17 protein-coding genes are annotated in these 20,856 nt (G+C 72.9%); 8 read left to right on the forward strand and 9 right to left on the reverse strand.

What is annotated here, in order from left to right:
* Positions 1-165: 165 nt before the first annotated feature.
* The gene (locus ABTW87_RS10075) at positions 166-3,069 is read right to left on the reverse strand and encodes a glycoside hydrolase family 48 protein (RefSeq protein WP_350650436.1); all 2,904 of its coding nucleotides are present in this window, start codon (positions 3,067-3,069) and stop codon (positions 166-168) included.
* Positions 3,070-3,840: 771 nt separating this feature from the next.
* On the opposite strand from ABTW87_RS10075, the gene ABTW87_RS10080 reads away from it, so the two are divergent.
* Positions 3,841-5,337 carry a GH1 family beta-glucosidase gene (locus tag ABTW87_RS10080; protein WP_350650438.1) on the forward strand — a complete coding sequence of 499 codons (1,497 nt, stop codon included), beginning with the start codon at positions 3,841-3,843 and terminating at the stop codon, positions 5,335-5,337.
* Positions 5,338-5,387: 50 nt separating this feature from the next.
* Here ABTW87_RS10080 and ABTW87_RS10085 read toward each other — a convergent pair whose 3' ends face one another.
* From ABTW87_RS10085 to ABTW87_RS10095, 3 genes are all read right to left on the reverse strand, one after another.
* Entirely contained in the window at positions 5,388-5,810 is a 423-nt protein-coding gene (locus ABTW87_RS10085) for a roadblock/LC7 domain-containing protein (protein ID WP_130327322.1), read from the reverse strand.
* Entirely contained in the window at positions 5,807-8,290 is a 2,484-nt protein-coding gene (locus tag ABTW87_RS10090) for a sensor histidine kinase (RefSeq protein ID WP_350650440.1), read from the reverse strand. Before ABTW87_RS10090 ends, ABTW87_RS10085 begins: the two co-directional genes overlap by 4 nt.
* Positions 8,291-8,386: 96 nt before the next feature.
* Positions 8,387-9,766, reverse strand: coding sequence for an FGGY family carbohydrate kinase (locus ABTW87_RS10095; protein WP_350650442.1), 1,380 nt, complete (start codon positions 9,764-9,766; stop codon positions 8,387-8,389).
* A 239-nt stretch (positions 9,767-10,005) separates the two neighbouring features.
* On the opposite strand from ABTW87_RS10095, the gene ABTW87_RS10100 reads away from it, so the two are divergent.
* Positions 10,006-11,910 carry a chorismate-binding protein gene (locus tag ABTW87_RS10100; protein WP_350650444.1) on the forward strand — a complete coding sequence of 635 codons (1,905 nt, stop codon included), beginning with the start codon at positions 10,006-10,008 and terminating at the stop codon, positions 11,908-11,910.
* A 32-nt stretch (positions 11,911-11,942) separates the two neighbouring features.
* Here the strand turns inward: ABTW87_RS10100 and wrbA are convergent, their stop codons facing one another.
* Positions 11,943-12,560, reverse strand: coding sequence for an NAD(P)H:quinone oxidoreductase (gene wrbA, locus ABTW87_RS10105; RefSeq protein WP_350650446.1), 618 nt, complete (start codon positions 12,558-12,560; stop codon positions 11,943-11,945).
* 100 nt (positions 12,561-12,660) lie between these two features.
* Between wrbA and ABTW87_RS10110 the strand changes: the two genes are divergently transcribed.
* The gene (locus ABTW87_RS10110) at positions 12,661-13,149 is read left to right on the forward strand and encodes a GNAT family N-acetyltransferase (RefSeq protein WP_350650448.1); all 489 of its coding nucleotides are present in this window, start codon (positions 12,661-12,663) and stop codon (positions 13,147-13,149) included.
* A gap of 169 nt (positions 13,150-13,318) precedes the next feature.
* Here the strand turns inward: ABTW87_RS10110 and ABTW87_RS10115 are convergent, their stop codons facing one another.
* Positions 13,319-13,708, reverse strand: a complete 390-nt coding sequence (locus tag ABTW87_RS10115; RefSeq protein ID WP_350650450.1) for a DUF4190 domain-containing protein — start codon at positions 13,706-13,708, stop codon at positions 13,319-13,321.
* A 159-nt stretch (positions 13,709-13,867) separates the two neighbouring features.
* On the opposite strand from ABTW87_RS10115, the gene ABTW87_RS10120 reads away from it, so the two are divergent.
* The 4 genes from ABTW87_RS10120 to ABTW87_RS10135 all read left to right on the forward strand — a co-directional run bounded on the left by ABTW87_RS10120 (position 13,868) and on the right by ABTW87_RS10135 (position 17,564).
* On the forward strand, positions 13,868-14,932 hold the full coding sequence (locus tag ABTW87_RS10120; protein ID WP_350650555.1) for a winged helix DNA-binding domain-containing protein: 1,065 nt from the start codon (positions 13,868-13,870) through the stop codon (positions 14,930-14,932).
* Positions 14,933-15,268: 336 nt separating this feature from the next.
* Positions 15,269-16,474 carry an MFS transporter gene (locus ABTW87_RS10125; protein WP_350650556.1) on the forward strand — a complete coding sequence of 402 codons (1,206 nt, stop codon included), beginning with the start codon at positions 15,269-15,271 and terminating at the stop codon, positions 16,472-16,474.
* 198 nt (positions 16,475-16,672) lie between these two features.
* The gene (locus ABTW87_RS10130; protein ID WP_350650452.1) at positions 16,673-17,170 is read left to right on the forward strand and encodes a DinB family protein; all 498 of its coding nucleotides are present in this window, start codon (positions 16,673-16,675) and stop codon (positions 17,168-17,170) included.
* A gap of 22 nt (positions 17,171-17,192) precedes the next feature.
* A complete protein-coding gene (locus ABTW87_RS10135) occupies positions 17,193-17,564 on the forward strand; it encodes a hypothetical protein (RefSeq protein ID WP_350650454.1) in 372 nt (123 codons plus the stop codon).
* On the opposite strand, the gene ABTW87_RS10140 is transcribed toward ABTW87_RS10135, so the two are convergent.
* Positions 17,561-18,298 carry an SMI1/KNR4 family protein gene (locus ABTW87_RS10140; protein ID WP_350650456.1) on the reverse strand — a complete coding sequence of 246 codons (738 nt, stop codon included), beginning with the start codon at positions 18,296-18,298 and terminating at the stop codon, positions 17,561-17,563. The genes ABTW87_RS10135 and ABTW87_RS10140 overlap by 4 nt on opposite strands.
* A 123-nt stretch (positions 18,299-18,421) precedes the next feature.
* Here ABTW87_RS10140 and ABTW87_RS10145 point away from each other — a divergent pair, with 123 nt between their 5' ends.
* Entirely contained in the window at positions 18,422-19,288 is an 867-nt protein-coding gene (locus ABTW87_RS10145; protein WP_350650458.1) for an alpha/beta fold hydrolase, read from the forward strand.
* A gap of 60 nt (positions 19,289-19,348) precedes the next feature.
* Here the strand turns inward: ABTW87_RS10145 and ABTW87_RS10150 are convergent, their stop codons facing one another.
* Positions 19,349-20,062, reverse strand: a complete 714-nt coding sequence (locus ABTW87_RS10150) for a VOC family protein (RefSeq protein ID WP_350650459.1) — start codon at positions 20,060-20,062, stop codon at positions 19,349-19,351.
* Between the two features lie 63 nt (positions 20,063-20,125).
* On the reverse strand, positions 20,126-20,842 hold the full coding sequence (locus ABTW87_RS10155) for a TetR/AcrR family transcriptional regulator (RefSeq protein ID WP_350650461.1): 717 nt from the start codon (positions 20,840-20,842) through the stop codon (positions 20,126-20,128).
* Positions 20,843-20,856 lie beyond the last annotated feature (14 nt).

Genomic DNA, 20,856 nt, shown 5'->3' on the forward strand with positions numbered 1-20,856 from the left:
CCGGGTGGTGGGGTGGGCCGGTCTATCCGCTGCGTCGGCCGGATGACCGGCCCACCCCGGCCTGACCGTGGGTGTCAGGCCGTCTGCCGGGCCGGGTGCCGCGTCTCCCCCGCACCCCGGCCGGCGCTCCGGGCGGGCGGTGGCCGCCCGCCCGGAGAAGTGTGGTCAGCCGTTGGGGAACAGCTTCCCGTAGTCGGCGTACGCCATCGCGACGTCCGCCTGGGCCCAGAACCGGTGGTACCGGAACTCCGGCTCCGCTCCGCCGTTGAGGTACGCCTGCACCTTGGGCCACGCGGGGTCGTTCTTGTAGAACGAGCGGATGTCGACGAAGCTCTTGCCGGGGGCGATCTGGTCCCCGTTGGGCATCCGCCCGGTCCAGCCCTGCGGGACGTAGAGGCCCTGGCCGGTGGCGGCGTCGTAGACGTCGTCGAAGCGGCGGTAGTCGCCCCGCTTCTCCACCGTCGAGACGCCCTGGGCGTCGCTGGCCGCGTGAAGCGCGTCCAGCAGGCCCTTGGCCGTGTTCTTGGCAGCCGTGTTGCCGGACTTCGCCGCGTACGCGATGAGGGTGCGCGCGTAGGCGGCGGCGACGCCGACGTCCTGACCCTTCACCGTGACCTCGACGTGCAGGTTGGTGTTGGGCTGCGGGTTGGTCGGGTTCCAGTTGTTCGGCTGGCCGGTCCAGCGCATGTCCGACGGGATCGACCAGTTCGTGCCGACCGTGGTGTTGGCGATCGCCCACGGCACCCACTTGTCGAGCAGCGCCTTGGCCTTGGCGTTGCCGGTGACCAGGTACAGCTCGGCGATGCGCTGCATCGACCAGGCCTGCATGCCGAACCACTGGTTCGACGGCGGGTCGTTGTAGACCGGGTCGACGTCGTAGAACATGCCGTAGAAGGTCGCCGTGCCGGCCGGCGGCTGGCCATAGTGACCGCCCCAGCTGTTGGTCGCGCCACCGGCGATGCCGCCCTCGGCGGACTGCAGCCAGGTGTAGAACTCCAGCTGCCGCTCGAAGCTCTTCTCCCAGTCGGCGACCGCGGTCGGCGACTTCGGCTTCAGCTCGTTGACGTTTGTCATCGCCCACGCCGCGAACGGGTTCTGGTAGCCGAAGTGGTTGTGGCTGGAGCCGATCCGCCACGACCAGTTCTGGTTGGTCTCGTACGCGCCACCCCAGGCGTAGTACCAGGACAGCAGGTAGTGCGCCGAGTCCCGGCCGCTGCCCGCGGGGCAGGTGGTCGGGCCCACACAGTTGCCGATCTTCTTGAAGTACTTGTCGAACAGGGCGTACCGCAGGTAGTCACCCATCTTCGCGGCCTTGGCCACGGTGGCCGCCACGTCGGCCGCCTTGTTCTGCTCCTTGGCCCAGGTCAGGGCCCAGTACGCGGCCTGCACGGCCCGGGCGTCGGCGTCCGGGGCGTTGGTGTACTTCCACTGCTTCGCCGGCGCGTTGGACTCCTTGATGAACAGGTCGAGGTAACCGTTCGGGCCGCCGTGGGCGAAGGTGTCGCAGGACGGCTGCGGCACGGTCTCCCAGACCGACTCCTGCGTGCCGCGCTGGAAGGTGTTGATGTACGCCGGCCGGGTGGTGCCGTCGCCGCAGCGGCCGAAGCCGTAGACGTTGTCCACGTCGAGCAGCCAGTGCATGCCGTAGATCTGGCCGTTGCCGTAGGTGGACTGGAGTTCCCCGCGCAGCGGGTCCTGGCCGACCGGAACGTTCTGGTCCAGCGTCGACGGGTACTGGCTGGGCAGGTCGTGCTCGGCGGCGTACTGCGGGGTGCCCGGAGCGCCGGCGGTGGGCTGGTCGGCCTGCGACGGGATGATGTACTTCTCCATCACCGTCCAGGCGTTGTTGAACGGCGCCCAGTTCTGGGTCACCCGGCCGTAGTAGGCCTCCAGCCACAGCCAGAAGCTGAACGCCTCGGAGGTGGTCTCGTGCCCGTGGTCGGGCGCCTCGACGATAAGCGTCTCGATGGAGTGGTACGGCACGCCCTCGGGGCTGAAGTACCCCGAGTTCTTGATCTTGCCGTACTGGTCCAGGAAGCGCTCGACGTACTCGCCGTCGCCGCCGCCCGGCACATCGTTGTCGATCTCGGTCGCGGTGATCGCCAACGGCGCGAACCCACTGGCGGACGCGGTGATCGTCGCGGTGCCGCCGACGGTGTCGCTGTCCTCCGCGGCCGACACGGTGACGTTGACGCCGGTGCTCCAGTTGCTGGGCGTGAGCGTCACCGACGCCGGCGCGACGGTGATGTCGGCGTCGCCGGTGCGGGCGAGGGACACCGCGACGTTGGACGACGGGGCCCGGCTCAGCTTCAGGTTGACAGTCGAGCTGCCGCCCTCGTTGACGCTCACCGCGGACGGCGTGGCGACCAGTTGCGGGCCGGACGCGGCGGTGACGGTGAAGGACCGCTCCGCGATCGCGCTCAGGTTCGCGTTGTCGTACGCCCGGGCCTGCACGGTGTAGTCACCGGCCGGCAGGTCCTCGAGCGTGTAGCCGTACGGGGCGGTGGTGTCGGTGTTGACCAGCAGGCCGTTGCGGTAGAACTCGACCTTGCTGATCGTCCCGTCCGGGTCGCTGGCGGTGGCGGTCAGCGGCACGTCGGCGGGCGCCTCGAACGGCCCGGCCGGCACGCTCAGCTGGACCGTTGGCGGCTGCTGGGGCGCGCCGCCGCAGGTGACCCCGTTGACCGAGAAGGACGTCGGCTTCGCGTTGGTGCCGCTGTACGAGGCGTTGAAGCCGATGTTCGTCGAGCCACCGGTGCCGATAGTGCCGTTCCACGACTCGTTGGTGGCGGTGACCTGGTTGCCGGTCTGGCTCCACCGCGCCGACCAGCCCTGGGTGATCCGCTGGTCGCCGGGGAACGCGAACCGCAACGTCCAGCCGTTGATCGGGTCGCCGAGATTCTTGATCGTGACGTTCGCGGTGAAGCCGGTGTTCCAGTCGTTCGTCGCATAGACCACGTCGCAGGCCGGCGCGGCCTGCGCGACGCCGGCGGGCAGGGTGACCCCACCGATCGCCAGCGCGGTGACGGCGACCATCGCCAACCGGCGACGTCGTGCCAGATGTCTCATGTGCGCGGTGTCTCCTCGGACCGGGCCGGGACGGATCTGCGCCCCGGCGGGGCGCCTGGCCGGTGCGGTACCGGCGGGGCGAGGCGCCCGGGATGAGGGTCTCCCCGGCGGGGCCGGGGCCGGTGGCGGCGGTGGTGACGCCGGCTCACCTCGGGTGCCGTACCGGGGGGAACCGGCTGCCCTCGGCGACCCGCGCTCACGTGACGGTGGCTCGGCGGTCAGTGTGCCATCAATGGAAGCGCTCCCACAAGGACCCGGTACGCGTTGCAGCAGGTCGATGTTTCGATCTCGTTTTGGGGCTTTCACAAAGCGGTGACGGGCGTTACAGTCGCACCATCGCCGATGGGAGCGCTTCCATCGACGGAGTTCCACCAAGAAGATCGCCCGGACCCGGCTCCCGGCCGGACCGGGGAAGACCCGGAGGGCTGACGGCGGGCCAGCCCGGACGCCGCCGCCAGCCATCATCCCACCACAGTGGAGGGAGGTGGATCCTCAAGCCACTCGCGTGGCCCGGCTCCCGCGCGACACGCACGACTGGACGCCAATTCCGAACGTGCGTGTGCAGCACCGGTGGGGACGGGGGTTGCCCTCCCCCGTCCCCACACTAAACCCCCGTTCACGGTGGGAGAAGAGGCGAAAGCAGGCCGACCCCCGCCGTTTCCTAGAATTCCCTCGCCCCCGGACTCCCACCGGGAGAGCCGGAGGCGAACCCTGCCCAATCGTGGGAGCGCTCCCGGTGGCGGTTTCAGGCCCAGCCAGAGGAGACCCTCGATGTCGATACTCACCCGGCGGCGACTGCTGCGGCGCGCCGCGCTCTCGGCCACCGCCACGGCCGCCGCCACAGGCGCCGGGCTCGCCGGCACCGCCGCCGCCAGCGCCGCGCTCGCCGGCTGCGACGAGTCCCGCGACGACCGGCCGCGCGACCCGCGGAGCCAACCGGCTCCGGGCGGCGCCCTGCGCTTCCCGCCCGGCTTCGGCTGGGGCGCGGCCACCTCCGCGTACCAGATCGAGGGCGCCGCCAAGGAGGACGGCCGGGGTGAGTCCGTCTGGGACACGTTCAGCCGCACCCCGGGTCGCGTCCGCAACGGCGACACCGGCGACGTCGCCGCCGACCACTACCACCGGTACGTCGAAGACCTGGACCTCATGCGTGAGCTGGGCCTGGGCAGCTACCGGTTCTCCATCTCCTGGCCCCGCGTCCAGGCCGACGGCACCGGCGCGCCCAACCAGCGCGGGCTGGACTTCTATCGGCGCCTCATCGACGGGCTCCACGAACGGGGCATCGCGCCGATGGCGACGCTGTTCCACTGGGACCTGCCCCAGGCCCTCCAGGACCGCGGCGGCTGGGAGTCACGCGACGTCGCCCAGCGCTTCGCCGACTACGCCGACCACGTCTTCCGGGCACTCGGCGACCGGGTGCCGGTCTGGCTCACCATCAACGAGCCGAAGACCGTCGTGCAGAACGGCTACCTGCACGGCCACCACGCCCCCGGCCACCGCGACCCGCAGGCCGCCTACCTGGTCGCCCACCACCTGCAACTCGCCCACGGCCTCGCCGTACGGGCACTGCGGGCCGCCGGCGGCGACGGCCGCATCGGCCCCGCCTTCAACCTGCACCCGTGCTATCCGGCCGACTCCTCACCCGGCGCGGCCGAGGCCACCCGCCTCTACGACGGCTACGAGAACCGGCTCTACCTCGACTCCGCACTCACCGGCCGCTACCCAGAGGACGTGCTGGCCGACCTCGGACCGGACAGCCGGATGGTCCGCGGGATCCGCGACGGCGACCTGGCCGTCATCTCCACACCGGTCGACCTCGTGGCGGTGCAGTACTACACGCCGATCTACGTGACCGCCGAGGGCGGCACCGTCCGGCGCTGGCCCACCTCCGAGGCGGAGTGGCAGCAGATCCACCCCGACGGCATGTACGACATCCTCACCCGGGTCACCCGCGACTACGGCCCGATCCCGCTGACCGTCACCGAGAACGGCCTGCCCACACCCGACACGCTGGCCGACGACGGCACGGTCGACGACGCCGGGCGCATCCGCTTCCTCCACGACCACCTGGCCGCCGCGCACCGCGCCATGGCCGACGGCGTGCCACTGGAGAGCTTCCACGTCTGGTCGCTGCTCGACAACTTCGAGTGGGCCGAGGGCTACGACCAGCGCTGGGGACTGGTGTACGTGGACTACCCGACCCAGCGGCGGATCCCCAAGCGGAGCGCGCACTGGTACCGCGACGTCATCGCCGCGGGAGGTCTGTGACCGTCGGCACCCGCCCGGCGCCGGAGCACCGGCCGCCGGGCGGGACCCGGTCAGCGGGGCAGCGCCTGCTGCAGCTCCGCGCGCAGCGCCGGGGTCAGCATCTCCCCCGCCTGCTTCGCCAGCCGCGCCATCTCGTACCCGACGACGCCGATGTCGGCGTCCGCGGCGGCCAGCGTGGCCAGGATGGAGCCGTCCCGCACCTGCATCACCAGGAAGTAGCCGCGCCCCATCTCGACCACGGTCTGCTTGACCACGTCCCCGTCGAACATCTGGGCGGCGCCGGCGGTGATGCTCATCAGGCCAGAGGTCACCGCGGCGAGCTTGTCGGCGTGGTCGCGAGGCAGGTGGTCGGAGATCGCCACCAGCAGCCCGTCGGAGGAAACCACGACCGCGTGCGCCACCCCCGGTACCCGCTGCGCGAAACCGCTGACCAGCCAGCTCAGGTCGCGGGCCTCCTGGCTCAACGTCGTCACTGCTGTCCCCCTTCGGTGATCCCGCGCGCCGGCGGCACGGGCAGTTCGGTGGTGTCCTCGGCCTCGGCCCGCCGGACGCCGCTGTACAGCCGCGACAGCATGCCGCCGACCGCCTCCGGGTCCGGGTCGTCCCGCTGCGCGGGCGCCTCCGGCCGGGCCGGCTGGGTGACGGCGGCGAGCTGCGCCATCGGCACCCGCACCGGCAGGCCGCGGTCGTTCGTGCCGCCGGTGACCGGGACGGCCGGCGGGGCGGCGTCGTCGACGACACCGGACGGGCCCTGCCGGCTCCACCAGCCGCCACCCGCCGGGGCGGGTGCGCCGGCCGCCGGAGCGAGCACGTCCTCCGCCCGGACCGGCACGCCACGGGTCTGCCGGGGCACCGCGTTCTCCGGGCGCCGGCCCGCCACCGGCAGCTCCACCGGGTCCCGCAGCCCGACGTACCGGCCGTTGACGGGCCCGGACGGTTCCAGTTCCACCGGGGGCGCCGGCGCCAGCAGCTCGCGGGGCAGGCGGACACGGGCCACCAGGCCGGTCGTACCCGCCTGCAGCCGCACCTGGACGCCGAGCCGCGCGGCCAGGTGGCTGACCACGAACAGGCCCATGCGCTCGACGGTGGCGACGTCCGCGGCCGGCGGCGTGGCGAGCACGGCGTTGGCCTCGGCCAGCGCGGTCGGGCTCATGCCCAGACCTCGGTCGGCGATCTCGACGAGCGCGCAACGTGCCTCCTGAACGGCGCTGACCTCGACGAACGTGTCCGGGCGCGAGAAGGCGGTGGCGTTCTCCAGCAGCTCGGCGAGCAGGTGGACGAGTTCACCGACGGCGTGGCCGACGACGTGCAGCTCGACCACGTCGCCGTGGCGGACCCGCTGGTACTGCTCGATCTCGGCGCTGGCGGCGAGCAGCACCGCGCCGAGCCCGACCGGGCGATTCCACCTACGGGTCGACTCCGTGCCGGCCAGCACCAGCAGGCTCTCGTCGTTGCGTCGCATGCGGGCGGCGAGGTGGTCCAGCTTGAACAGGTTCTCCAGCTGCTCCGGGTCGTCCTCCTCGCGCTCCAGGTCGTCGAGCAGCTCCAGCTGGCGCTCGACCAGAACCTGGCTGCGGCGGGCGAGATTGACGAACATGGCGTTGACGTTGCGCCGCATGGTGGCCTGCTCGACGGCCACGCTGACGGCGCTGCGGTGCACGGCGACGAACGCCTCGGCCAGCTCGCCCATCTCGTCGAGCGAGCGGACCACCGGCGGGGCCACGTCGATGGCCGGTACGCCGCCGGTCACCGTCCGCAGCCGGTCCAGGGCGTCCGGCAGCTCGATCTGCGCGATCCGCAGGGCCTGGCTGCGCAGCAGGCGCATCGACCGGGCGATGGTCCGGCCGACCAGCAGCGACATGAGCACGGCCGCCAGCAGCACCGCCGCGACGATGCTGACGACCAGCAGCGTGGTCCGCAGCTGGGCGGCGCTCACCGTGTCGGCCTGCCGGATCGCGTCCGCCAGCACCGACGCCTCGATCTGCCGCAGCAGCTCCTGGCGCTGCTCGCCGGCCGACCACCACTGCTCGGCCGGCGGCACCACCGGAGCGGAGCCGTCCCTCGGCAGGCTTCGTTCCTCCAGGCGGGTGGCGGCCACGAACTCCGGCCTGACGGAGGTCTCGTCGTACCGGCGGATCTGATCGGTGGTGGCCGCGACCCGGAACGCCCCGAGCGCGGTGAGCTGCTGCGCCCGCAGGTCGGTCAGGAGGACCCGGTCCTCCACGCTGTAGGCGCCGGCGCGGGAGGCCTCGTAGACCTGGGCGCGGACCCGCGAGGACAGCTCCTTGACCCGGGCGAGCTGCACGTAGCGCGCCACCGCGTCGCTGAGCGCCGGGCGGTCCTCGCCCGGGGTCGGCCTGCCCAGCAGGTTGAGCAACGCCTCGACCACCCGGTTGTACGCCCCGACGATCGTGTCGCTGCTCAGCACCCCCTGCGGCACCGCCGCCCGGACGGAGGCCACCTGCCCGTACGCCTCCTGCACCTCCGAGTACGCCAACCGCCACGCCGCGTCCGCCTCCGCGAGCGGCTCGGCGGCCCGCGCGAGTTCGGCCATCACCCGGTCGGTGGTCTGCTGCGGCACCCGGAGCGCGAGGAGCGCCGTGTTGGAGTCGGCGGCGGCGCCGGCTCGGCGCAGCGCGCCCAGCTCACCGGCGGAGCGGTCGCGTTCGTGCTGGAGCTCGTGCATCGCGGCGGTGATCTGCCGCCCGATGCGCACCTGCCCGGCGAAGTCACCCAACTCCGTGGTCCGCCCGACCAGGGTGTGCGTCTGCACGGCCGCCAGCACCAGGAACGCCAGCGAGGGGATCACCAGGACGGTGGTGAGTTTGGTGCGCATCCGCCAGTCGCGCAGGCGCAGCGCCGACGGCCGCCGGTGGGGAACGACCCGGACGTCGAACCGGCGGCGGCGGTGGTTGGGCACCGCGCTGTGCGTCGGCTCCGGACCTGCCCCCACACGTGCCTCCCGCTGTTCCCGCGTCCTCCGACGCGAGGAGCGGAGTCCATCCAACCAGGCCCGACAGCCGTGTCAACGGGCCGAGCGACCTGCGACTCAGGAAGGTGAGGGCAGGTCGTCCGTCCGGCCGATGTCGGCGAGCCGTGGCGCGTCGGCGATCCGGCCGAGTGCGACGAGCGCCGCGCCGGTGGCGCCGATCTCCGGGTCGCGTTGGTGCCACACGGCCCGGGGCGCCAGCGTGGCGGCGAAGGCCTGCCGCCACCACCGGGACGCGGCCACCGCCCCTCCACCCAGGATCACCTCGAGCGTCCCGTCCACCTCGGACTCGAGGACGGCCACGTCCGCGGCGACCAGGTCACAGAGGCCGCGCATCAGGCCGGCGAGGATCTCCACGGCGGTCGTGCCGAAGCTGAGCCCGCGCAGCTCACCGGTGCCGGCCGGCGCCAGGCCGGGCGGCCGGTCGCCGCCGAAGCGCACGTTCGCCGCCGGCCCGCCGTCGACCGGCACGGTCGCCAGGGCCGTGTCCAGCGCCGGACCCGCGGGCAGGCGCAGCTCCCGGTTGGCCCAGGCGAAGAGGTTCCCCCCGGAGGAGTACGCGGTGCCGGTCACCACATGGTCGTGGTCGACCCGGTACCGCCACAGCCGGGGCGCCAGCCGGGGCAGCGGCGCGCCGGCCGGGACAGCCTGGACCAGGCGCACCGCCGCCGAGGTGCCCACGGTCACCGCCGCCCGTCCCGGGTCGACACAGCCGGAGCCGACGTTGGACGCGGCACCGTCACCGATCGGCGCGGCCCACCACGCGCGGGCCAGCTGCGGCCAGCGGCGCGCGTACTCCGGACGCAGCCGCCCGCGCCAGCCCGCCGGCGCCAGCTCGGGCAGCTCCGCGGGCCCGGTGCCGGCCAGCTCGCACGCCTCCGGGTCCCAGTCCAGTGTGCGCAGGTCGAGCAGGCCGGTGCCGGAGGCCTGCGACACCGACATGGGCGCGGCGTCGAGCAGCGCGCCGAGGACGTACTCGGCCAGGCCGGCGAAGCGAGCGACCCGCCCGTCGACCCGGTCCCGCAGCCAGGGCAGGCGCACCGTCCAGTAGCAGCGGTGCCACCAGGTGCCGGTGCGCTGGTGGAAGGACTCCGCGTCGGCCGGACCGGCCCGGCCGGCGGGCGGCTCGGGTCGGGTGTCCAGCCAGGTCAGCACCGGCCCGAGCGGCGTACCGCCGGGGTCGAGGGGCACCACCGAGTGCCACTGCGCGGAGGTCGCCACCATCGCGACGCTCGCCAGGTGCCCGCCGGCCGCCAGCTCGTCCAGGCACTCGACGAGGCACGCGAGGTAGCGGTCGGCGTTCAGCGTGCCGGTGCCGTCCTCGCCGACCGCGAGGCTCACCCGGCGCCGGGCCAGCGCCCCGGGCAGCGACCGGGCGTCGTCGTCCAGCACCAGGCCGCGTACCGAGGAGGTGCCCAGGTCCAGCGCGAGAATGGTCATCGCCGGACACGTTATCCGGCCGGCCGCTCTCGCGCCGGTTGACGCTCGCGCTTCCGCCTCCGACCGGGACCGCGTAGGGTGGGCTCATGCTCGCGCACCTGTCCTGCTGGTGGCCCGCCGATCCGGCGGCCACCCCCCGCGCGTAGCTTTTCCACGCGGCCGCCCGTCGAGGCGGCCGCCGGTCTCCACCGGGCAGCGGAGCGCCCCGTCGGGCGGCACCCGGCATCCGAGGAGACCCGATGACCCACCTTCCCGCGCTGCTCGCCGACGTCGCCGCCGGCGCCGACCCCGGCCCGTTCGCGCTCGTCCGCCGCGAGGGCGCCGACCACCTGGACCTGTTCACCGGCCCGGTGGGCACCGTACGACGGCTCGCCGACATCCCGCTGCCCGACGGGACGCCCGGGCCGCGCACCCTCGCGCTGGTGCCGTACCGGCAGATCGCCGAGCGCGGCTTCGCCTGCGTGGACGACGGCGCCCCGCTGGAGTGCCTGACGATCGACCTGCACGAACGCGTCGACCTCCCGGCGGCGCTGGCCGCGCTGCCCGACGGCCCGGTGGTCACCCGCGACGCCCGCTTCGACGTCACCGACGAGGAGTACGCCGCCACGGTCGGCCGGGTCCTCACCGACGAGATCGGCCGTGGTGAGGGCGCGAACTTCGTCGTCCACCGCACGCTGCGCGCCACCGTTCAGGGCCCACCGCTGCGGGCGGCGCTGGCGGCGCTGCGCTCGCTGCTGCTGGCCGAACGCGGCGCGTACTGGACCTTCGTCGTGCACACCGGCACCCGCACCCTGGTCGGGGCGAGCCCGGAGCGGCACGTCAGCGTCGACGACGGGCTGGTCATGATGAATCCGATCAGCGGCACCTTCCGGCACACCGGCGCGACCGCCGACCGGGCCGCCCTGCTGCGCTTCCTCGCCGACCCGAAGGAGGTCGAGGAGCTGTACATGGTGCTCGACGAAGAGCTGAAGATGATGGCGACCGTCGCGGACCGGGGCGGTCAGGTGGTCGGCCCCTACCTCAAGGAGATGTCCCACCTCGCGCACACCGAGTACCTGCTGGCCGGCCGCGGCTCGATGGACGTCCGCGACGTGCTGCGGGAGACGATGTTCGCGCCGACGGTGACCGGCAGCCCGATGGAGAACGCCTGCCGCGTCATCGCCCGCCACGAGCGCACCGGCCGGCGCTACTACGCAGGGGTGCTCGCGCTGCTCGGCCGCGACGGAACCGGCCGTCAGACGCTGGACGCGCCGATCCTGATCCGCACCGCCGAGCTCTCCCCCGGCGGGGAGCTGCGCGTGCCGGTCGGGGCCACCCTGGTCCGCCACTCGACCCCGGACGGGGAGGTGGCCGAAACCCACGCCAAGGCCGCCGGCGTGCTGGCCGCGCTGGGCCTCGGCCCGCAGGCGCCGGTACCGGCCGCGGGGTCGCTGGGCCGGCTCGCCGAGGACCCGGAGGTACGCGCGGCGCTCGCCGCTCGCAACGCGCCGCTGGCCCGGTTCTGGCTCGACCAGCGGCCGGTGGACGCGCCCGGCCGCCCCGGGCTCGCCGGCCGCCGGACGGTGATCGTCGACGGGGAGGACACGTTCACCGGCATGCTCGCCCACCAACTGCGGGCGCTCGGCCTCGCCGTCGACCTGCGGCGGTGGGACGCGCCGGGCCCGGTTGACGGGTACGACCTGGTCGTCGTCGGCCCCGGGCCGGGCGACCCGACGGACCCGGCCGAGCCCAGGATGGTGGCGATGCGTGACCTGCTGAGCGGGTTGCTCGCCGCCGGCCGGCCGACGCTGGCGGTCTGTCTCGGTCACCAGCTGCTGTGCGGACTGCTGGGGCTGCCCCTGCACCGCCGGGACGCCCCGTACCAGGGGTTGCAGCGGGAGGTGCCGCTCTTCGGCGCCCGGCGGCGGGTCGGCTTCTACTCGACGTTCACCGCCCGGGCGGACGCGGACCGCCTCGACACCCCGTACGGCCCGGTGGAGGTGGCCCGCGACGACGCGGACGGGGCGGTGCACGCGCTGCGCGGCGCGGGCCTGGCCGGGGTGCAGTTCCACCCGGAGTCGGTGCTCAGCCCCGACGGCGTCGACGTCCTCGCCGACCTCCTCACCGGCCTGCTGAGTAAGGAAGGGCCCCTTGTTAACGCCTAGCGTTGTGCAAGGGGCCCCTCTTAACACGCGGCTCAGGCAGCCAGGCCCTTCTTCAGCGCGGTCCCGATCTCCACCGCCCGCTTGGCGGTGAGCGCCGCCGCACCCAGCGCGATGCTGTCCGGGGCGATCTCGCCGTTGTTGCTGGTGTGCGACGCGCCGTACGGGTTCCCGGCGACGAACTGGCTCGGGTCGGTGTAGCCGGGGGTCACCACGATCCCGCCCCAGTGGTAGAAGACCGAGAACAGCGAGGTAAGCGTCGTCTCCTGCCCGCCGTGGGAGGTGGCGGTCGAGGTGACTGCCGAGTAGACCTTGTTGGCCAGCGCACCCTGCGCCCACAGTGGTCCGGTGGTGTCGATGAACTGCTTGAGCTGCGCGGCGACCATGCCGTACCGGGTGGGCGACCCGAAGATCACCACGTCGGCCCAGGAGAGGTCGTCGGGCTGGGCCTCCGGCACGTCCTGCGTCTCCAGGTGGTGCGCCTGCCAGCCCGAGTTCGACCGGATCGCCTCGTCCGGCGCCAGCTCACGCACCTTGCGCAGCCGCACCTCGGCGCCGGCGTCACCGGCGGCCTCGCACACCGCCTGGGCCAACTGGTACGTGATGCCGGTCGCGCTGTAGTAGATCACCGCGACCTTGGTCTGGGCAGCCATCGGATGTCTTCCTCCTCAACAATCGGGTCAGCCCCCGCGACTACCCGTTAGTTGCGGCGTCAAACGGATCCCGGCTGACACCTGATGGCATGCTCGACCCGTGGAGATCCGTCCCGTCCGACCCGACGACTGGCCCGCCATCTGGCCGTTCCTGCGCGAGATCGTCGCCGCCGGTGAGACGTACACCTGGCCTCAGGGCGTCGACGAGGAGCAGGCCCGCCGGCTGTGGTTGGTGCCGCCACCCGGCCGGGTCCTCGTGGCGACGGACCCCGACGGCGCGGTGCTCGGCTCGGCGAAGCTGCTCCCCAACCAGGCCGGGCCGGGCGATCACGTGGCCAACGCGAGCTTCATGGTCGCCCCCGCCGCCGCCGGCCGCGGTGTCGGTCGGGCGCTCGGCGAGGCCGTGCTCGGCCTCGCCCGCGCCGACGGCTACCGTGCGATGCAGTTCAACGCGGTGGTGGCGACGAACACCCGGGCGGTGGCGCTGTGGCGGTCGCTGGGATTCGCGGTGGTCGGCCGTGTCCCGGAGGCCTTCCGGCACCCCACCGAGGGGTACGTCGACCTACTGGTCATGCACCGTCGGCTGTGAACGGAGTGCTCAAGATTTCCGCAAGTTCCCCTGGTGCCGGTGCCGTTACCGACCGGTGGCGGGGATCCTTGTCGCACCGGCGCGGCGGGCCACGCGACGGTCGACCTGGCACGGGGGATCGCGCTCCGCCGGCAACGTCGCCGGCGTAGCGCGATCAGGGGTCCGGCGGCTATTCGTCGAGCCGGTCCCGCAGGTCGTCGACCTGCTGCTGCAGCCGGTCAACCGCCGCCTCGTTGTTGACGACGGTGGTGAACCCGGCGGCGAGTGCCAGCCCGATCAGCACCGCCAGCGCGCTGAGCACCAACCCACCGATGCCGACACCCCGGCCGGTGACACCCGGACGGCGGGCCGTTCGCAGCGCGACGATGCCGAGCACGACCCCGATGATCCCGAGCACCAGGCCGACCGGCGCCAGCACCGCGGTCAGCACGCTGAGCAGCCCGGCGACCCCGAACACCAGTGCGAAGGTCGCCGCCGCGCTGGTCTTCGCTCCGATCCCGCCCCGGGTGGCACGCGATCGGCCCGGCATCCCGCGAACCGGCTCACTTGACGCAGTCATGTCGCTCCCTCCCGCACGTTGGTGCGCGTACTCGGCGGTCGCATTCCCGCTGCGAGCCGCCTCATGCCGCGTGTCGGTGGTCCCGCTTAGGCTGCCCGGTACCGACGGAGGGGAGCCGAGGGCGTGGAGTTGACCGGGCGGGCGGCGCTCGCGCTGCGGATGACCAGCCTGCTGCTCCGGCCGCATCCGGCGGGGCCACGCCGGGCGGTGGCAAAGGTGGTGGAGTGGTTCGGCGCGATGCAGGCGCAGGACCTGTCCAGCGGCCTGTGGTCGCTCGGCGTCCGACTGCCGGCGCTGCGCCAGGCGGACGTGTCGGCCGCGCTGGAGCGCCGGGAGGCGCTGCGCACCTGGCCGATGCGGGGCACGCTGCACCTCGTGCCGCCCCGCGACGCCCGCTGGATGCTGGAACTGACCGGGGTACGGGTGCGCAAGGCCGAAGCCACCCGCCGCACCCAGCTCGGCCTCACCGAGGTCGACGCGGAGCGGGCGGTGGAGGTGCTCGGCGACGCGCTGGCCGGCGGCGGCCGGCTGACCCGCGCGCAGTGCCTGGCCACCGTGGCGGCGGCCGGCATCGACACCAGCGGGCAGCGGGGCTATCACCTGCTGTCGTACGCGAGCCTGAAGGGCGTCACCTGTCTGGCGCCGAACGTCGGCGCCGAGCAGACCTTCGTGCTGCTCGACGAGTGGGCGCCGGGCCAGCACCAAATGGAGCGGGACGAGGCGCTGGCCACCCTCGCCCACCGCTACGTCCGCTCCCACGGCCCGGTGACGGCCCGCGAGTTCGCCGGGTGGACGGGGCTGACCCTCACCGACGCCCGCCGGGGCTTCGACGCCGCCGGTGACGCGCTGGCGGCGGTGCGGGTGGACGGCGAGGCAGCGGTCGTCGACGCGGCCCTGCTCGACACCGCGCCCCGCCGGGCGGACGACGTGCTGGTGCTGCCCGGCTTCGACGAGTACCTGCTGGGCTACCGGGACCGCTCGCTCATGCTCGACCCCGAGCACGTGAACGCGATCGTGCCCGGTGGCAACGGCGTCTTCCAGGCGACGGTCGTCCGGGGCGGGCGGGTCGTGGGCACCTGGAAGCGGAAGCTCGACCCTAACCGGGTGACGGTGACGCTGCGCCCGCTCGTGCCGATGGACGAGCGGGCCCGGGCGCGGGTGGAGCGCGCGCTGGCTCGCTACGCAGACTTCCTCGACCGGGTGCCCCGCCTGGCGTGGGCTTGACCTGCCGGTACGCCCCCTCGACGGCTCCGCCGGAAGTCCCGGCCGGCGACCAGGCAGCGGCGTGCGCGTCCCCGCTCGCGCCGTCACGGTACCGCCGGCAGTTCGATCGTGGGTCCCGCGCCCGGTGCGCACCGGGGCTCCACTGCGGCTATCCTGCCCGGAACGTCGACTCACAGACAGGAGTTGGAAGATGCGCCTCGAGCTGGTGACGGTCTCCGCTTCGCCGCGGGAGCACGCCGCACGCTGACCCTTCGCCGCCGGTACCCGGCGGTGTGTGGCTCCTCGCCGCGAAGCGGTCCCCCGCGACCGTTTCCCACTTCCGCTCGAGGAGCTCCTTTGCATGCCCCGGTATCCGCGCGTCTGAGCGCGGACTTCAACAAACTGTGGACCGCAGCGGCGGTGTCCAACGTCGGCGATGGCGTCACGATGGTCGCCGGCCCGCTGTTGATGGCCTCCATCACCGACAATCCGGCCCTGATCGCCGGCGCGGTTTTCGCTCAGCAACTGCCGTGGTTGCTGTTCGCCCTGATCAGCGGCGCATTCGTCGACCGGCTCGACCGCCGCCGCTTGGTTGTCGCCGTCAATCTGGTGCGCGCTGCGGCTCTGACCGGACTGACCGTCACCGTCGCCACCGGGACCGTCACCATCGCCGTCATCTACGCCGTGCTCTTCCTGCTTGGGATTGGCGAGACCCTCGCGGACACCGCCATGGGTGCCCTGCTCCCTGCGGTGGTTCCGCCTGAGAAGCTGCCCAGCGCGAACGCCCGGCTGTATGCGACGTTCACGATCGGCAACCAGTTCGTAGCCAAGCCGCTGGGCGCCTGGCTTTTCGTCGTCTCCGCCGCCGTACCGTTCGGGCTCGACGCGCTGACCTTCGCGGTGGCCGCCGCGCTGCTCTCGGGAATCCGGCCCGTACCGGGCCCGGTGGAACCTCAGCCACGACGCTCGCTACGGCTCGACATCGTCGAGGGCGTGCGGTGGTTGTGGCGACACCGCCTGCTGAGGACGCTCGCCCTGAGCATGGGGCTGGGCAACGTCGCATTCGGTGCCGCCTTCGCCGTGTTCGTACTCTACTGCCGGCAGCGGCTCGGCCTGTCCGACGTCGAGTTCGGCTTCCTACTGACCGCGTTCGCGGTCGGGGGCCTGTTCGGGTCGACCATCGCGACCAGGGCCACGGCGTTGTTCGGCAGCGCTGCGCTGCTCCGTGCCGGCCTGGTCGTTGAGGTCGTCACGCACGCGATCCTGGCCGTAACGACGGAGCCCTGGGTGGCGGCCACCGTCCTGGTCGTCTTCAGCGTCCACGCCGTGGTCTGGGGCATCACCGTCGCATCCGTGCGGCAGCGGGCGGTCCCGTCCCACCTGCGCGGTCGGGTCGGAAGCGTGTACGGGCTCCTCGACCTCGGCGGCGCCGCGCTGGGATCGCTCGTCGGCGGCATGCTGGCGACCACCTGGACGATCACCACACCGTTCTGGATCGCGGCCGTGGTGATGGGGGCGGTCACTGTCCTCGTCTGGCGCCCGATGGGCGCAGCAGCCGGGTGACGACCGGGCGGCCCGCTGCCGGCCAGGTGCAGGCGCGGCGGCGGGCCCCGGTCATCCGGGTTCAAGACGGACCGCCTCGGCGCACGGCCACGGCTGGCCGCCCGCCCGGCGCAGGGTTTGTCGCGGGATTTCATCGAGTTCGCACGGGCCGCCGTGGTCAGTTGCTCTCGGACGGGTGGCCCTGGGATGCTGCGCGACATGTCCTCCCTGCCAGCCAGGTCCGTCGAAGAGGTGATGGACCAGCCGCTCCGGGCCCAGTTCGAGGCGTTCATCGACGCGCACCGCAGGGCGCTGCACGACTGCCTGGACGGGATGACCGAGGAGCAGGCACGCCGGTCCCTGGTGCCCTCCCGGACCACCCTGCTCGGCCTGGTCAAGCACGCGACCTTCGTCGAGAGGGTCTGGTTCGACGAGGCCGTCACCTGCCGGTCACGCGCCGAGATCGGCATTCCGGCCACCCCGGACGAGTCCTTCATCCTGGCCGACGACGACACCATCGCCGGCGTTCAGCGGGCGTACCGTGAGGCGTGCGCCGCTTCCCGCCGGGCGACGTCGTCGCTGGGGCTCGACGACGTGCTGCGGGGGAACCGGCGCGGGCCGCTCCCGCTGCGCTGGGTGTACCTGCACGTGCTGCGGGAGCTCGCCCAGCACTGCGGGCACGCCGACATCCTGCGCGAGCAACTGCTGGCCCGGTAGGCGGGCCACTTCTGGAGGGTGCATGGCGCTGGGGCGGGTGCTGGTTCTCGGTCTGGACCCGACCCGGATCCCTGGGTGGGATCCGGAGCCGGTCGAGGCGGCGATCAGGCGCGGCCAGGCCCGCTTCGCCGAGCACGGCATCGAGGCCGACCTGTGCCTGGTGGCGCTCGACGACAACAACGCCGAGGCGACGATCGTGGCGGCGCTCAGCGGACGGGACTACGCCTGCGTGGTGATCGGGGGTGGCATCCGGAAGCACGAGCCGCTGCTCGAGTTCTTCGAGAAGGTGGTCAACCTGGTCCGGCGGCACGCGCCCAACGCGGCCATCGCCTTCAACCGGGGCCCCGACGACAGCGCCGATGCCGCCCTGCGGTGGCTGCGGGGTAGCGGTTAGCTGGAGTACGGGTCTCGGGGCTCAACGTCCCGGAGCCATGCGGGACGGGTCCCCCAGGAGTCGGCATCCGCGCTCCCCCACTCGCTGGCCGGTCCCAGGTCCGGATCGATCACGAGGGTGGAACGGTCCGGAGCGGTCGCGAACAGCTCCAGGTCCTCGGCGTAGCGGATGAGAAGCTGCGTCCAGGACGGGGCCAGCACGTCCCACGTGGAGCATTCGACGTCGACCCGGACCACCTGTCCGGGCGTCCCGCCCGGCGCCGGGTCGAAGTCGAGCAGCCAGTGCACGTCACCGTTCAGGTCGCCCAGCACCAGAGCGCCCGACGAACCCACGATCGGTCGCACCGGCCCGTTCAGGCAGAGGTGCTCCTGGTCGACCAGGTACGCCCAGACATGGGGATCGTCGAAGACCGGGTCCGGGGCGTAGTTGTCGCGCCACATCCGGGTCGCCTCGACGATCTGTCCGGTGTCGTAGAGGCGCTCCAGCGGCACCGGGCTGGGCTGACCCGAGCCGGGAGAAGCCCATGTCGTTCCGTTGTGGATGCGGAGACTGGCCCGGAGGTCCCCCGGCAGTGCCACCGCCAGGGCAGCCTCCACCTCGTCGATCGCCGGCTCGACGGCCGGTGCCGCCAACTGCCCCAGGGAAGCCGGCAGGACCCGGCTCAGGCCGGCCTCAACCCGCGCCCACGCGACGGCGACGCGCTGGTCGGCGTAAGTGTCTTCGGTGTCTGTCACGACGCGGAGTCTAGGTTCGACCCCGGCGTCGGCGCAGGACCGGCGTAGGCCAGCGGACGGCTGCGGCGTTGGAATCGGTGAGGAGTCCGATGAGTTTGCACCACGGGAGAGGTCAGCACTGCCATGACGACCACACACATTCTTGAGACGGCCGAGGCCGACATCGTCTACGACGTCCGCGGCCCGCTGCCGACGGCCGACGGCCGCCCACCACTGCTCATGATCGGCCAGCCCATGGACGCCAGCGGCTTCGCCACGCTGGCGTCGCACTTCCCCGACCGCACGGTGGTGACGTACGACCCTCGCGGGCTCGGCCGCAGCCGGCGCAAGGACGGCCGGGTCGACCATGATCCCACCGTCCAGGCGGGCGATGTGCACGCCGTGATCGAGGCGCTCGGCGTCGGGCCGGTGGAGATCTTCGCGAGCAGCGGCGGCGCGGTGACCGCGCTCGCGCTGGTGGCGGCCCATCCCCACGACGTGACCACTTTGGTCGCGCACGAGCCGCCGCTCATCCCGGTGCTTCCGGACGCCGAGGCGGCCGAGCGCGCCCGCAGTGGCGTCCGGGAGGCGTACGAGGCGAAGGGATCGAACGCCGGCATGGCTGCCTTCATCGCCATGACGTCCTGGCAGGGCGAGTTCACCGACGGCTTCTTCGCCCAGTCGCAGCCGGACCCCGCCGCGTTCGGGATGCCGAGCGAGGACGACGGCCGCCGTGACGACCCGTTGCTGTCCGACCGGTCCTGGGCGGTCAGCAGCTACCGCCCGGACCGCGACGCGCTGGCCGCGGCGCCGACCCGCATCGTGATCGCCGTGGGCGAGGAGTCGGCGGGCGGCTTCACGGCACGGACGGCGGCGGCCACCGCCGAACTGCTCGGCCAGCAGGCGACCGTGTTCCCGAGTCACCACGGCGGCTTCCTCGGCGGCGAGTTCGGGTATCCCGGCCAACCCGAGGCCTTCGCCCGCAAGCTGCGCGAGATTCTCGACAGCTGACGTACGACCGCCGCGTCGCATCCTCGGCGGCCATCGGACGCCGCGTTCGCGTCTCCGGCGCTACCGGATGAGGCAGAACGGGTGACCGGCCGGGTCGGTGAACACGCGGAAGCGCTCGCCGCCGGCGCTCAGCCGCCGCGCACCCAGCTCGACTGCCCGGGCCTCGCCGGCGTCCAGGTCGTCGACGAGGAGGTCCAGGTGGGCCTGCTGCGAGGACGCCGGGTCCGGCCAGCGGGGCGGGTTGTAGCCGTCGATCTGCTGGAACATCAGGCTCTTGCCGTTACCGGCGAGAAGCGCGCCCTCCGGCCCGTCGTAGGTGACCGCCATGCCGGTGAGATCGGCGTAGAAGCGGGCCAGCGCCGACGCGTCGGGAGCGTCGATCGTCACCGCGAACAGCCGCATCACCGGCCCGACGCCGTCGGCCTGGCACAGGTCGAAGGGGTGGCCCGCCGGGTCGGCAAGCGTGATCCAGCTGGGTCCGTCGGCCAGCCGGGTGGCGCCCAGGGCGAGCGCTCGCTCGGCCGCCGCTTCGGGGTCGTCGGTCTGCAGGTCGAGGTGGAACTGCTGCGGGCGGTCCTGCCCGGGCCACTGCGGCGCGACGTGGTCGGGCGCGCGTTGAAACTCGATCTCCTGGCCGTCTGGAGCGCGTACACCGAACCGGTCCGCGTCCTGGCGGACGACGTCCCAGCCGGTGAGCTCCGCGTAGAACGCGCCGACCTTGTCGATGTCCGCCGCGTCGAAGATGGCCAGATCCAGGTTGGCTGTCACAGTCATGGCGACATGCTGCCCCAGCCCACCGACAGGAATCGGCGCCGCCCGTGCCGCGTCCGGGCCGGCTCAGCGCGGTACGTGACGGGACGTCCAGCCTCGCCGGTGCAGCCGTTCGATGCCGTCCAGCAGCAGGTCCAGCGCGAACTCGAACTCGAACTGGTCGTCGCAGCCCGGCCCGACGACCGAGGCGTCGTCGTGGGACGCCGCCGTGGCGATCTCCGCGAGGTGCGGGAACCGGGCGGCGATCTCCGGCGGCAGGGCGGCCGGCGGGTCGGGTTCGGCCGTGCCGGATCGGCCGGCCTGCCGGGAGGGGTCGAACAGTTCCTGGCTGAAGCCCAGAATCCGGCTGCCCATCGCGTGCATCACGTGGTGGGCGAGGTCGGCGGAGAATCCGCCGGCCCGCAGTCTCCCGACCATCGAGTCGAGGTACGCGAGAATGGCCGGCGTCGCCATGCTCCGCGACTCGATCGCGAGCGGCGCCCAGGGGTGCCGCCGCAGCGCCTGCCGCGCCGAGAGGATGCGTTCCCGGAGGGCGTGCTTCCAGTCGGCGTCGGGCACCAGCGGATCGATCTCGCCGACGACCACGTCGATCATTCCGTCGAGCAGTTCGTCCTTGTTGGCCACGTGCTTGTACAGGGCCATCGGCACCACACCCAGGTCCTGGGCGAGGTTACGCATGCTGAGGGAACCGATCCCGGCCCCGTCGGCGAGCGCGACGGCGGCACGCAGGATCCGGTCCCTGCTCAGCGGCGCCCGGCGCAGCGTCCCCACCTGCTCAGCCATCTCGGTCCTCGTCT

The sequence above is a fragment of the Micromonospora sp. NPDC126480 genome, from assembly GCF_040302465.1.
GTDB lineage: Bacteria > Actinomycetota > Actinomycetes > Mycobacteriales > Micromonosporaceae > Micromonospora.

Bases quoted from the DNA above. Each gene is read 5' to 3' on its own strand.
- ABTW87_RS10080 (WP_350650438.1), top strand. From the start codon at position 3,841: ATGTCGATACTCACCCGGCGGCGACTGCTGCGGCGCGCCGCGCTCTCG.
- ABTW87_RS10155 (WP_350650461.1), bottom strand. From the start codon at position 20,842: ATGGCTGAGCAGGTGGGGACGCTGCGCCGGGCGCCGCTGAGCAGGGAC.
- ABTW87_RS10115 (WP_350650450.1), bottom strand. From the start codon at position 13,708: ATGACTGCGTCAAGTGAGCCGGTTCGCGGGATGCCGGGCCGATCGCGT.
- ABTW87_RS10120 (WP_350650555.1), top strand. From the start codon at position 13,868: ATGACCAGCCTGCTGCTCCGGCCGCATCCGGCGGGGCCACGCCGGGCG.
- wrbA (WP_350650446.1), bottom strand. From the start codon at position 12,560: ATGGCTGCCCAGACCAAGGTCGCGGTGATCTACTACAGCGCGACCGGC.
- ABTW87_RS10130 (WP_350650452.1), top strand. From the start codon at position 16,673: ATGTCCTCCCTGCCAGCCAGGTCCGTCGAAGAGGTGATGGACCAGCCG.
- ABTW87_RS10075 (WP_350650436.1), bottom strand. From the start codon at position 3,069: ATGAGACATCTGGCACGACGTCGCCGGTTGGCGATGGTCGCCGTCACC.
- ABTW87_RS10145 (WP_350650458.1), top strand. From the start codon at position 18,422: ATGACGACCACACACATTCTTGAGACGGCCGAGGCCGACATCGTCTAC.
- ABTW87_RS10100 (WP_350650444.1), top strand. From the start codon at position 10,006: ATGACCCACCTTCCCGCGCTGCTCGCCGACGTCGCCGCCGGCGCCGAC.
- ABTW87_RS10095 (WP_350650442.1), bottom strand. From the start codon at position 9,766: ATGACCATTCTCGCGCTGGACCTGGGCACCTCCTCGGTACGCGGCCTG.
- ABTW87_RS10135 (WP_350650454.1), top strand. From the start codon at position 17,193: ATGGCGCTGGGGCGGGTGCTGGTTCTCGGTCTGGACCCGACCCGGATC.
- ABTW87_RS10150 (WP_350650459.1), bottom strand. From the start codon at position 20,062: ATGACTGTGACAGCCAACCTGGATCTGGCCATCTTCGACGCGGCGGAC.